Here is a 12,097-nt window from a genome sequence, read left to right on the forward strand (position 1 = left end):
ATGCCCAGTAAATCAATCAGTATAAAGGGTGCGCGAGCCCATAATCTCAAAAATGTAGATATTGAAATACCGAAAAACAAGCTTGTCGTGCTTACAGGCTTATCTGGTTCCGGAAAATCCTCCCTTGCATTTGATACGATTTATGCAGAAGGGCAGCGCCGCTATGTGGAGTCTCTTTCCGCCTATGCAAGGCAGTTTCTTGGTCAGATGGACAAACCGGATGTAGATGTGATTGAAGGTCTGTCGCCAGCTATTTCAATTGATCAGAAAACGACGAGTAAAAATCCGCGGTCAACAGTGGGAACAGTTACGGAAATATATGATTACCTCCGTTTATTATATGCACGAATTGGACATCCCACATGTCCGAAGCATGGGATCGAAATCAGTTCCCAAACCGTTCAGCAAATGGTTGACCGTATACTTGAATATCCGGAAAGAACAAAGCTGCAGATTCTTGCACCTGTTATTTCTGGTAAAAAAGGCGAGCATGTTAAACTAATTGAGAAATTGAGACAGGAAGGCTATATTCGTATTCGCGTTGACAATGAAATGCGTGAGGTATCCGAAGAAATTAAGCTTGAGAAGAACAAAAAGCATTCAATTGAGGTTGTCATTGATCGTGTCGTCGTCAAGGAAGGTATTGCCGGACGGTTGAGTGACTCAATGGAAACAGCACTGCAATTAGGAAAGGGAAAAATCATTGTAGATATCATTGGTCAGGAAGAGCTGACTTTCAGTGAAAATCATGCGTGTCCGATATGCGGTTTCTCCATTGGCGAGATGGAACCGCGGCTTTTTTCCTTCAACAGTCCGTTTGGGGCATGTCCAAGCTGTGATGGTCTCGGAACAAAATTGGAAGTGGACCTTGATCTGGTTATCCCTGACTGGGACAAGACATTGAAAAAAAATGCGATCGCTGCCTGGGAGCCGATCAGTTCACAATATTACCCTCAATTGCTAAAGAGTGTTTGTGAGCATTATGATATTGATATGAATATACCGGTTAAAGATATACCAGAAGATAAAATGAATAAAATTTTGTATGGAAGCGGGAAGGAAAAAATTCACTTTCATTATGTCAATGATTTCGGCAGACCACATAGCAGTGACATACTTTTCGAGGGTGTGCTCAATAATATAGCACGTCGCCATAAGGAAACTTCCTCTGATTTCACTCGTGAAACATTAGGGAAATATATGGCAGAAAAAGCTTGCCCAACATGTAAAGGCCATCGTCTAAAAGAAGAAGCACGTGCAGTATTGATTGATGGATTACATGTAAGCAATGTAACCGATTTTTCTGTTACAGAGGCCGTTGCATTCTTCAAAAATTTAAAGCTAACTGAAAAGGAACAACAGATTGCCAAAATGATTTTGAAGGAAATTGCTAATCGTTTGGAATTCCTTGATAATGTTGGACTGGATTACCTCACGTTATCCCGCTCAGCAGGAACGCTTTCAGGTGGGGAAGCCCAGCGAATCAGGTTGGCAACCCAAATTGGGTCGGCATTAACGGGTGTCTTGTACGTATTGGATGAACCATCAATTGGACTGCATCAGCGTGATAACGATCGACTGATCGAAACATTAAAAAGGATGCGTGATTTCGATAATACTTTAATTGTTGTGGAGCATGACGAAGACACAATGCTTGCAGCAGATTGGCTTATTGATATTGGACCTGGAGCTGGAGAACACGGTGGAGAGATCATTGCAAATGATCCGCCAGATGTAGTCATGCAAAACCAAAATTCATTAACTGGAAGGTATCTATCAGGTAAGGATTTTATTCCTGTCCCAACCACTCGCCGAAAAGCAGACAAAAGGAAAATTGAGATTTTGGGAGCGGCGGAAAATAACCTGAAAAATGTTTCGGTTAAAATCCCCATTGGTTTAATGACAGTGGTGACAGGTGTGTCCGGTTCTGGCAAAAGTACACTCATAAATGAGATACTTTATAAATATTTATCCAAAACATTGAATCGAGCAGGACACAAGCCAGGTAAGCATAAAAAGATAAAGGGAATTGAACATATCGAAAAGGTCATCGATATTGATCAGTCCCCGATTGGACGAACGCCAAGGTCAAACCCTGCCACCTATACTGGTGTATTTGATGATATTCGCGATCTGTTCTCCCAAACGAATGAGGCAAAGATAAGGGGTTACAAAAAAGGGCGCTTCAGTTTTAATGTTAAGGGTGGACGCTGTGAAGCATGCCGTGGTGACGGTATTATTAAGATTGAGATGCATTTTCTGCCGGATGTCTATGTTCCATGCGAAGTGTGCCACGGTAAACGCTATAATCGTGAGACATTGGAAGTGAAATACAAAGGGAAAAGTGTTGCGGATATACTCGATATGCGGGTTGAGGAGGCAGTGGACTTTTTTGCATCTATTCCTAAGATAAAGCGCAAGGTGCAAACCCTCTTTGATGTAGGTCTAGGCTATGTTAAGCTGGGCCAGCCGGCTACAACGCTGTCAGGTGGAGAGGCACAGCGAGTTAAACTGGCAAGTGAGCTTCATAAACGATCTACCGGTAAATCATTTTATATTTTGGATGAACCGACGACAGGACTTCATGCAGATGACATAAAACGGCTGCTTATCGTCTTGCAGCGTCTTGTAGACAATGGGGATTCTGTATTGATTATCGAACATAATCTGGACGTAATCAAAAGTGCAGACCACATCATTGACCTTGGGCCAGAGGGCGGAGATAAAGGTGGAGAGATTGTCGCAACCGGAACACCTGAACAGATTGCACAAAAAGCGGATATTTCCTATACAGGTAAATATTTAAAATCCATTCTTGAGCGTGACCGTAAGCGAATGGAAAAAAGGTTGGCAGAAAAAGAAAAAGTCAGCACCAAATAAATTAGAGTATTTGCCTAGGTTTTTGTTTGCTCTTATGCAGATAAGGGAGTACTATCCTGCCTTATCTGCAAATGAAAAGACAGGAAGCATACAACGCCTCCTGTCTTTTCATATAAAATTCGACAAAATTCGGGGAGTGACAGGCACCTTGACGAGTGCCTTGCCATTAGGTACATTTAAATAAGCAGTTTAGTGGGAGGAACATATACATGAAACCAATCGAATCAGAAAAAGTCCAGCAGGTTTTGGACGATTTTACAAATAAAAACGTTTATGTTCATTTGGAAACAACGAACGGTGCGTATGCGAGTCATTTTAATGAGAAGGCATATAATGTGGGAGCTTACATACGAAATGCGAATGTAGTTTTCAATCAGGCTAAGTTGGTTGGCGATGGGAAGGTTTACCGTGCAGGTCTGAAAATGGAAATGGGCTGGATTTACGCGGAGGGTCTGACTGACTGGGAAATGTATGAAGGTACGAAGCTATTGCTTGCGGGACACGATCGTGAAGGAAGATTGATGGTTTCTTTGGAAATCAGTGAAACTCCTTTTAACTATTAAATTAAAGAATGAAAATAGGTGAAGATATAATGGAAAAGCATGTTGTAGTAATTTACCCACATCCAGATGATGAATCGTTTGGTGCAGCGGGTTCAGTTTCCAAATTCCGTGAACAGGGTGTACCTGTAACATATTTATGCGGAACTTTGGGGGAAATGGGAAGAAATATGGGCAGCCCGGCTTTTGCGAACAGGGAATCATTGCCGGAAATAAGAAAAAAGGAACTAATCAATGCGTGCAATGTACTTGATATGGACTTAAAAATGCTTGGATACCGAGATAAAACTTTGGAATTTGAAGACCGTGGGGAAGTTGCGGAGCATTTAAAACAGATTCTTGAAGAAATTCAGCCGAGTCTCGTAATTACACATTATCCTGACCATGCAGTACACCCGGATCATAATGCGCTCGGAGCAGCTGCAATCGAGGCTGTTCGCTTGATGGATTCAGAAAAGCGCCCGGTCGTTTGGACACAGGCAATTTCGAACAACTATTTGGAAGTGCTTGGCAAACCGGATATCATCAATGATATAACCGATTATTTTGAAAAGAAAATGGAAGCGATCTTTTGCCACGCATCACAGGCAGCAGGGGTTTTAGGCCAATTTAAACAGGCAGATAAGCTGGAAAGTGAAGTCCAGGAGGAAATCAAAAGACGCTTCAGTACGGAACATTTTTACACATGGAATTTTGAAGAATAATCTGATTCCCCTGCAGAAAAATCTGCAGGGGAATTTTAAGATTAAAGAAACTTTTTTACAATCTTAAACGTATATATGTTTATAGCGTAGGAGAATTAGGGAAAAACAAAAAGAGTAAGGAGGATGGTAGGATGAAACGGTTATATCGTTCAACTTCAAATAAAATGGTTTCAGGAGTGCTTGGTGGTCTTGGGGAGTATTTTAATGTGGATGCAACCATTTTAAGGCTGATTTTTGTGATATTGCTGATCCCCAGCTTTATGTCCTTTGCACTGGTGTATTTAGTAGCTGCTGTAATTATTCCTAAGGATGAGGAGATTTACTGATGCTATTGAGGTGGATTGTATCACTCGTTTTAAACGCCGTTGCTTTGATCGCTGTAGCGCAGTTATTTGACTCCTTTCAATTGAAGGGCTTTGGAACCGCCTTGCTTGCCAGCTTTATTTTAGCCATATTGAATATACTGGTTAAGCCAATCCTGATTATATTGACATTGCCAATTACGATTCTCACACTTGGGTTGTTTTTGATTGTAATCAATGCCATTACATTAATGATAGCCCAGGCGCTGATAGGATCTTCTTTTGTAATCGATGGTTTTGGTATGGCAATTATCGCATCAATTGTCATTTCCTTAATAAGCATGCTTTTGAACAGCTTGATAAAAGATTCATTAAAAGGCTAAAAACGTGGGCTCATGCCTACGTTTTTTTCTTGGCGTGTGCTAAAATGTATATCAGATATGTTTCCAGTTCGATGAATTAGGAGGAAGTTAATATGGCAGGAATAGTCCGGACAAAAGATTTACTGGAAAATTTTAATCTGACCCTGGTATCTGGTGAAGACGGAATTAACAGAGAAATCATAACTAGTGATATTTCACGGCCTGGTATTGAAATGACAGGTTATTTTAAATATTATCCGAAAGAACGACTGCAACTAATCGGTAAGACCGAAATGACATACTTCCTTGATTTAACCGATGAACAGAAAAGAGATCGTGCGAAAAATCTTTGTACAGATATCACACCTGGCATTGTTGTTTCAAGAGGGATGGATATCCCTGAAGTATTGAAGGAAGAGTCGAATAAGTCTGGTGTTCCGATACTGCACTCTCCAAGAAAAACAACTCGCGTAATCAGCAGGCTAACCAATTATCTGGAAGCCAAATTTGCACCATTTACAGCAATCCATGGTGTATTGGTCGATATTTACGGTGTCGGTGTACTAATTATTGGGCAAAGCGGTGTTGGTAAAAGTGAAACAGCCCTGGAGCTTGTCAAACGAGGACATCGTCTAGTCGCTGATGATAGTGTTGAGATTCGCCAGGAAGATTACGATAGCCTGATTGGTAATTCGCCTCCATTGATTGAACACTTACTGGAAATCCGTGGCTTGGGTATTATTAATGTAATGACACTATTTGGGGCCGGATCAGTAAGAAGCAAGAAAAGAATCTCTCTTGTAATCAATTTGGAGAACTGGGACGAGAAAAAACAATATGACCGTCTCGGTTTGGATGAAGATACAATGAAGATTATGGATGTATACCTGCCGAAAGCAACCATTCCTGTGCGACCCGGAAGAAACCTTGCTGTCATCATTGAAGTAGCAGCGATGAATTTCCGTCTGAAACGAATGGGTGTCAATGCAGCAGAGGAATTTTCGGAACGGTTAACAACCATGATCGAACATGAACAAAAAGACGAATATTAGGAGGGATTATTTTTGTTATACAGTGCACCGGCTTTAGACAGGGTATTTCTTGAATTAGGACCTTTTACAATTTACTGGTATGGTGTCATTATAGCCTTCGGAGCTTTCCTTGGGGTTTATCTGGCGACAAAGGAAGCCGATCGGTTAGGTCTGCAGAAGGACTTGCTGATTGACTTCATCGTATTTGCCGTTCCAATTGCAATTATATTTGCGCGGATATACTATGTCACTTTTGAATGGGAGCGATATGCAGACGGGCCTTGGTGGAGTATTTTTGCGATTTGGGAAGGCGGGATTGCAATACACGGAGCCATTATCGGTGGTGTATTGACAGCGATTGTGTTTTCCAAAGTAAGGGATGTGCCGTTCTGGCTGCTTGCTGATATTGTCGCTCCAAGCCTGATTCTGGCGCAGGCTATTGGGCGCTGGGGTAATTTTATGAACCAGGAAGCACATGGTGGTCCGATTTCTCAATCTACATATGAAAGTTTTCATCAATATTTACCTGACTTTATTATGAACCAGATGACAATTGATGGTGTCATGTATCATCCGACATTTTTATATGAATCTACCTGGAACATCATTGTGTTCATACTGCTTATTTTGCTTAGAAAATATAACCCGCTGCGTGGAGAAATATTCTTAAGCTATGCTATCCTATACTCCATTGGCCGTTTCTATATAGAGGGGCTCCGTACAGACAGTCTTTATGTGTTTGGAGAAATCAGGACAGCACAGTTAATTTCCGTATTGTCTATAGTAGCGTCTGTGATTTTTATCATTTACCGTCGTAGGACGACTGCAGTACGGTATAATGAAGTTCCTGTTCCTGAAAAACAGAAGTCCAATAACGCTAAGAAAAAGAAAAAGAGGAAAAAGAAGAAAAAATAGTAACCTCTTTATTTTAAGTGTGAAGTGGATTTGAAAGCGAGGTATAAAAATGTCCGAAATTTTAAACCGGGGTCTGCAGCAGGGTTTAAAAACAACCTGGACCTTGGGAAAAGTTATTTTTCCAATTACCCTGATTGTTACGATTTTACAATTCACACCATTATTGCCATGGGTAATTGATCTATTGGCTCCTATCATGGGACTGATTGGTTTGCCGGGAGAAGCGGCAGTCCCTTTGGTTCTCGGAAATACACTTAATTTATATGCAGGAATTGCAGCAATCATATCATTCGAATTTACAGTGAAGGAAGTATTCATTCTGGCAATCATGCTTTCCTTTTCACATAATCTGTTTGTAGAGTCAGCTGTGGCAACGAAGGTCGGTGTTAAGTGGTGGGTTATTATCGGTGTTCGGATCGGACTGGCATTGATAGCGGCTTCCATCATTAATCTTGTATGGAACGGCGGGGCTGAAATGGCCCAATACGGCTTCGTTTCATCTACGGAAGTTGTGTTGACTGGCTGGGTGGAAATAGTGTTACATGGTATGCAAACAGCCTTGCTTGCAATATTCCAGCTTGCATTGATTGTTATCCCTTTGATGATCGTAATGCAATACATGCGCGAGCTCGGCTGGCTGTCAGCTATGTCCAATAAGCTTGCACCGTTTCTTAGAGTCCTTGGTATGGATAAAAATGCATCCATGACAATGGTTGCCGGATTAACGATCGGACTGGCCTATGGTGCAGGCTTAATGATTCAGGCGGTGAAAGAAGACGGTGTATCGAAGAAGGATATGTATCTTGCAATGATTTTCCTTGTAGCCTGTCACGCAGTTGTCGAGGATACACTTGTATTCATACCACTGGGTATACCGGTATTGCCATTGCTTATTATACGTTTATTAACAGCTATTCTCCTGACAATGATTATCGCATATGTCTGGAACAGAAAAGAAAGTAAGAAAAGAAAGGAAGCCCGACATGAGCATTCGTACAATACTCTTTGATCTGGACGGTACATTAATCGATACAAACGAATTGATCAATGCATCTTTTCAGCATACATTTGACCATTATAATTTGACGTTTACACAAGAAGAAATTCTTGAGTTCAATGGCCCGCCACTAGTTGAAACCTTTCAGAAGATCGATCCATTAAAAGCTGATCGCATGATATCCACTTACAGAGAACACAACTTGGCCGAGCATGATAATTATGTCACAGCATTTCCTGACGTTGTGGAAACGGTAAAACAATTACAAACAAACCATATAAAGCTTGGAATTGTAACGACTAAAATGTCACCGACTGTAAAAATGGGGTTAAAGCTGACAGGTCTGGAAAGCTACTTTGATACGATTGTCGCCCTGGATGATGTAACACATCCAAAGCCGCATCCGGAACCTGTGCTAAAAGCGATGCTGGCATTGGATGCTGATCCAAAGACAACATTGATGGTAGGAGATAATTATCATGACATCGAATCGGGAAAAAATGCCGGTATTCAAACAGCAGGAGTAGCATGGTCCCTCAAAGGAAAAGAAAGATTATTGAAATACAATCCCACTTACATGCTTGAAAAAATGTCAGACCTTCTAAAAATTGCAGGTGTATAACAATGCGGCGAACGGAAAGATATAAGGTGAGTAGAGCTAATTCATTATGGCAGATATATAAGACTGTTCCGTTTTGGAAGGTTGTCAAAAACTTCATTGTAATTCAGCTTGCCAGGTACACCCCATTTTTAAGTGCGAAAAACTGGTTATACCGTACCTTTTTGAAAATGCAGGTTGGAGATGAGACATCATTCGCATTAATGGTTATGCCAGATATTATGTTTCCTGAAAAAATTACCGTAGGCCGAAATTGTGTTATTGGCTATAACACAACAATTTTGGCCCACGAATATTTAATAAAAGAATATCGTATTGGTGAAGTTATCATTGGTGACGAAGTAATGATTGGAGCAAATTCAACCATATTGCCTGGTATAACGGTTGGTGATCATGCAATTATTTCGGCTGGAACACTTGTACATAAAGATGTTCCTCCTGGTGCGTTCGTTGGCGGCAATCCAATGCGATTGATCTATACGAAGGAAGAAATGGAAAAGCGGGATTTAGATTGAGTGAAAAGGTAGGTGATATAAATGGATATACCTTCCGGGATATTGCCCGCAATAAGGAAAATGAAAGACTTTGACAAAGCATTGGAAACTAGCCATGACACGATTATAATTCTCGAATCGAGGCTTGTTCAGATAAAAAGTCTGGTGGAATATACCAGGAAAGCCAATAAGAAGGTTTTGATTCACTTTGACTTAATACAAGGGTTAAAATCGGACGAATTTGGGGTAGAGTTTTTAATCCGTGAAGTTAAACCCGACGGTATATTATCTACTAGAGGTAATGTTATTAATCTGGCAAAAAAACATAAGCTTTTAGCCATTCAGCGTATCTTTCTTCTGGATAGCCTAGCTCTTGATCACAATTTAAAGCTGATAGAAAAGATAAAACCAGATTGTATAGAGGTATTGCCAGGCCTCATGCCTACAATTATCGAACAAATCAGTCAGGAAACAAGTATTCCAATAATAGCAGGCGGACTGATAAAAAGTGATGCAGAATTGCAAGCAGCAATGCAAGCTGGTGCTGTAGCGGTTTCCACATCGAATAAGAGCCTTTGGAAGTTCTAGACTTTATCTGAAGGTGGAGGGTTATAAATTAGGCTTGAGGAAAGCAATTGTTGGATTGAATGAAATAGCTAAAGATAGAAATATAAAAGATGATTAAATCTTTATTGACAACGCTTTCATACTAAGGTAAAATAAGGAATAAGTTAATCAGTGGTGGAGACATGGAGACCCACATTTCAATCGTCCTCTTATGAGAGTGTACGTTATTGAGGTGTGGGTCTTTTCTTATTCACCAAGATTGATAAAAAATCAGGGGAGGTTTTTTTGATGTCTGAGTTTTTAGCTGAGTTGATTGGGACGATGATACTTATAATTTTTGGGAGTGGGGTAGTCGGAGGAGTCGTATTAAAAAATACGAAAGCAGAAGGTGCTGGTTGGGTCGTTATCACCATTGGATGGGGGCTTGCAGTTACAATGGGGGTCTATGCAGTAGGTAAATTTTCAGGAGCACATATCAACCCTGCTGTAACATTAGGTTTTGCTTCTGTCGGTGAATTTCCTTGGGGAAAAGTTCCACTTTATATTAGCGCTCAAATGATTGGTGCTTTTATTGGAGGAGTGATTGTATTTTTAAATTATTTACCACATTGGAAGGAAACCAAGGATCAAGGTGCAAAATTGGCAGTATTTTCAACGGACCCAGCTATAAGAAGTCCTTTTTCCAATTTAATTAGTGAAATAATTGGTACATTTATCCTTGTAATGGGGCTCTTGTTCATCGGTGCCAATGAATTCACAGAGGGTTTAAATCCCTTGATTGTTGGTGCTTTAATTGTTGCCATTGGAATGTCTCTGGGAGGAGCAACAGGGTATGCCATTAATCCGGCACGTGACCTTGGTCCAAGAATTGCACACGCCCTTCTTCCAATACCGGGAAAGGGAGCTTCGGATTGGGGATATGCATGGATTCCTATTGTTGGTCCAATTATTGGTGGTATATATGGAGCTGTATTTTATCAGGCAATCTTTTTAGGAAATATTTCGGTACTGTTTTGGGTATTAAGTGCATTAATTATCATACTTTTAATTGGAGCAGTAAATGTGGAGCTTAAAAAAGGTGAAACAACTGCAGACAAAGTAAACAAAAAAATCGTATAGGAGGAATTTTAAAATGACAGAAAAATTTATTTTATCCTTAGATCAAGGTACAACAAGTTCACGGGCAATTTTATTTAATCACGATGGGAAAATCGTGGAGACTGCACAAAAGGAATTTGAACAATTCTTCCCTAAGCCTGGCTGGGTAGAACATGATGCAAATGAAATATGGACTTCTGTTTTGGCTTGCATAGCTGATGTATTACGCAAGGCTGATATTGATCCAAGTCAGATTGCTGGGATTGGTATTACGAACCAACGCGAGACGACGGTGGTTTGGGATAAAAATACTGGTAAACCAATCTATAAGGCAATTGTCTGGCAATCACGTCAAACGGAAGAGATTTGTAAAAAGCTAAATGAAGAAGGCCATCAGAACTTAATAAGAAAAAAAACAGGTTTGTTGATTGATCCATACTTTTCTGGGACGAAGGTTAAATGGATTCTTGATAATGTGGAAGGAGCAAGAGAAAAGGCTGAGAATGGTAATCTATTATTCGGCACAATTGATAGCTGGCTAGTTTACAAGCTTTCGGGAGGGACGACACATGTGACCGATTATTCCAACGCTTCCAGGACATTGCTGTTTAATATCTATGATTTAGAGTGGGATGAAGAATTATTAGAGTTGTTAACAGTTCCCAAGAGCATGCTGCCTGAGGTTCGACAATCCTCTGAAGTATATGCGAGAACGGTAGGATACCATTTTTACGGACATGAGATTCCAATTGCAGGTATTGCCGGAGATCAACAAGCGGCACTGTTTGGTCAAGCTTGTTTTGAAAAAGGGATGGCTAAAAATACGTATGGCACTGGATGTTTCATGCTAATGAATACCGGTGAAAAAGCTGTCCAGTCTAATCATGGTTTATTAACTACATTAGCATGGGGAGTAGATGGTAAGGTAGAATACGCATTGGAAGGCAGTACTTTTGTGGCAGGATCTGCTATTCAGTGGCTGCGCGATGGACTGAAGCTAATTGAAACAAGTCCACAAAGCGAAGATTTTGCAACAAAGGTAGACTCTACAGATGGTGTGTATATGGTACCTGCGTTTGTGGGACTGGGCACTCCTTACTGGGATAGTGATGCAAGGGGAGCAATTTTTGGATTAACGAGAGGTACAACAAAAGACCACTTTATCCGTGCGACGTTGGAGTCACTTGCATATCAGACAAAAGATGTTTTGGATGCAATGATTGCTGATTCTGGCATCGATTTAAAAACATTGCGAGTAGATGGCGGTGCTGTAAAAAATAATTTTCTAATGCAGTTCCAGAGTGATATTCTCGGTGTTCCTGTCGATCGACCGGTAGTGCAGGAAACAACGGCATTAGGTGCAGCATATCTTGCAGGATTAGCTGTTGGTTATTGGGCAGATAAAGACGAAATTGCGAAACAATGGTTGAACGAACGGACATTTACGAACGAAATGGACAATGAGCAAAGTAAAGAATTATATGCAGGGTGGCAAAAAGCGGTAGCTTCAACAAGGTCGTTTAAATAGTTTCATATAGAATTAGATATGATTTTGCCTATTCTAATAG

13 protein-coding genes are annotated in these 12,097 nt (G+C 40.6%); all 13 read left to right on the forward strand.

The genetic code is table 11. The features are described from left to right. The 13 genes from uvrA (at position 1) to glpK (ending at position 12,057) form a co-directional block, all read left to right on the forward strand. On the forward strand, positions 1 to 2,880 hold the full coding sequence (gene uvrA, locus A4245_RS07545) for an excinuclease ABC subunit UvrA (RefSeq protein WP_067727110.1): 2,880 nt from the start codon (positions 1 to 3) through the stop codon (positions 2,878 to 2,880). A 209-nt stretch (positions 2,881 to 3,089) separates the two neighbouring features. After that, positions 3,090 to 3,443: a YojF family protein gene (locus A4245_RS07550; protein ID WP_067727111.1), complete on the forward strand. Its 354-nt coding sequence runs from the start codon at positions 3,090 to 3,092 to the stop codon at positions 3,441 to 3,443. 29 nt (positions 3,444 to 3,472) lie between these two features. Next, positions 3,473 to 4,144, forward strand: coding sequence for a bacillithiol biosynthesis deacetylase BshB2 (gene bshB2, locus A4245_RS07555; protein WP_067727112.1), 672 nt, complete (start codon positions 3,473 to 3,475; stop codon positions 4,142 to 4,144). A gap of 131 nt (positions 4,145 to 4,275) precedes the next feature. Then, complete coding sequence (locus tag A4245_RS07560) at positions 4,276 to 4,470, forward strand: PspC domain-containing protein (RefSeq protein WP_067727113.1); 195 nt, start codon at positions 4,276 to 4,278, stop codon at positions 4,468 to 4,470. Beyond that, entirely contained in the window at positions 4,470 to 4,829 is a 360-nt protein-coding gene (locus A4245_RS07565) for a phage holin family protein (RefSeq protein ID WP_067727114.1), read from the forward strand. The genes A4245_RS07560 and A4245_RS07565 overlap by 1 nt, the downstream gene beginning before the upstream one ends. A gap of 92 nt (positions 4,830 to 4,921) precedes the next feature. Further along, positions 4,922 to 5,860 (forward strand): HPr(Ser) kinase/phosphatase, encoded by a 939-nt coding sequence (gene hprK / locus A4245_RS07570; protein WP_067727115.1) that lies wholly within the window; start codon positions 4,922 to 4,924, stop codon positions 5,858 to 5,860. 12 nt (positions 5,861 to 5,872) lie between these two features. Next, positions 5,873 to 6,754: a prolipoprotein diacylglyceryl transferase gene (gene lgt, locus A4245_RS07575; RefSeq protein WP_067727116.1), complete on the forward strand. Its 882-nt coding sequence runs from the start codon at positions 5,873 to 5,875 to the stop codon at positions 6,752 to 6,754. Between the two features lie 49 nt (positions 6,755 to 6,803). After that, a complete protein-coding gene (locus tag A4245_RS07580) occupies positions 6,804 to 7,763 on the forward strand; it encodes a nucleoside recognition domain-containing protein (protein ID WP_067727117.1) in 960 nt (319 codons plus the stop codon). After that, a complete protein-coding gene (gene ppaX / locus A4245_RS07585; protein ID WP_067727118.1) occupies positions 7,738 to 8,373 on the forward strand; it encodes a pyrophosphatase PpaX in 636 nt (211 codons plus the stop codon). Before A4245_RS07580 ends, ppaX begins: the two co-directional genes overlap by 26 nt. A 2-nt stretch (positions 8,374 to 8,375) precedes the next feature. Continuing rightward, a complete protein-coding gene (locus A4245_RS07590) occupies positions 8,376 to 8,885 on the forward strand; it encodes an acyltransferase (protein ID WP_067727119.1) in 510 nt (169 codons plus the stop codon). Between the two features lie 21 nt (positions 8,886 to 8,906). Then, positions 8,907 to 9,452: a glycerol-3-phosphate responsive antiterminator gene (locus A4245_RS07595; protein WP_067727120.1), complete on the forward strand. Its 546-nt coding sequence runs from the start codon at positions 8,907 to 8,909 to the stop codon at positions 9,450 to 9,452. A 267-nt stretch (positions 9,453 to 9,719) separates the two neighbouring features. Then, positions 9,720 to 10,550, forward strand: a complete 831-nt coding sequence (locus A4245_RS07600) for an MIP/aquaporin family protein (RefSeq protein WP_067727121.1) — start codon at positions 9,720 to 9,722, stop codon at positions 10,548 to 10,550. A 13-nt stretch (positions 10,551 to 10,563) separates the two neighbouring features. Continuing rightward, complete coding sequence (gene glpK / locus A4245_RS07605) at positions 10,564 to 12,057, forward strand: glycerol kinase GlpK (protein WP_067727122.1); 1,494 nt, start codon at positions 10,564 to 10,566, stop codon at positions 12,055 to 12,057. Positions 12,058 to 12,097 lie beyond the last annotated feature (40 nt).

The sequence above is a fragment of the Oceanobacillus damuensis genome (genome assembly GCF_001618145.1).
Classification (GTDB): Bacteria; Bacillota; Bacilli; order Bacillales; family Amphibacillaceae; genus Oceanobacillus; species Oceanobacillus damuensis.

What these genes read in the sequence shown, in the direction of transcription:
- glpK (WP_067727122.1), top strand. Translation starts at nt 10,564, where the DNA reads ATGACAGAAAAATTTATTTTATCCTTAGATCAAGGTACAACAAGTTCA.
- uvrA (WP_067727110.1), top strand. Translation starts at nt 1, where the DNA reads ATGCCCAGTAAATCAATCAGTATAAAGGGTGCGCGAGCCCATAATCTC.
- hprK (WP_067727115.1), top strand. Translation starts at nt 4,922, where the DNA reads ATGGCAGGAATAGTCCGGACAAAAGATTTACTGGAAAATTTTAATCTG.
- A4245_RS07560 (WP_067727113.1), top strand. Translation starts at nt 4,276, where the DNA reads ATGAAACGGTTATATCGTTCAACTTCAAATAAAATGGTTTCAGGAGTG.
- A4245_RS07550 (WP_067727111.1), top strand. Translation starts at nt 3,090, where the DNA reads ATGAAACCAATCGAATCAGAAAAAGTCCAGCAGGTTTTGGACGATTTT.
- bshB2 (WP_067727112.1), top strand. Translation starts at nt 3,473, where the DNA reads ATGGAAAAGCATGTTGTAGTAATTTACCCACATCCAGATGATGAATCG.
- A4245_RS07565 (WP_067727114.1), top strand. Translation starts at nt 4,470, where the DNA reads ATGCTATTGAGGTGGATTGTATCACTCGTTTTAAACGCCGTTGCTTTG.
- A4245_RS07595 (WP_067727120.1), top strand. Translation starts at nt 8,907, where the DNA reads ATGGATATACCTTCCGGGATATTGCCCGCAATAAGGAAAATGAAAGAC.
- A4245_RS07590 (WP_067727119.1), top strand. Translation starts at nt 8,376, where the DNA reads ATGCGGCGAACGGAAAGATATAAGGTGAGTAGAGCTAATTCATTATGG.
- ppaX (WP_067727118.1), top strand. Translation starts at nt 7,738, where the DNA reads ATGAGCATTCGTACAATACTCTTTGATCTGGACGGTACATTAATCGAT.
- A4245_RS07580 (WP_067727117.1), top strand. Translation starts at nt 6,804, where the DNA reads ATGTCCGAAATTTTAAACCGGGGTCTGCAGCAGGGTTTAAAAACAACC.
- A4245_RS07600 (WP_067727121.1), top strand. Translation starts at nt 9,720, where the DNA reads ATGTCTGAGTTTTTAGCTGAGTTGATTGGGACGATGATACTTATAATT.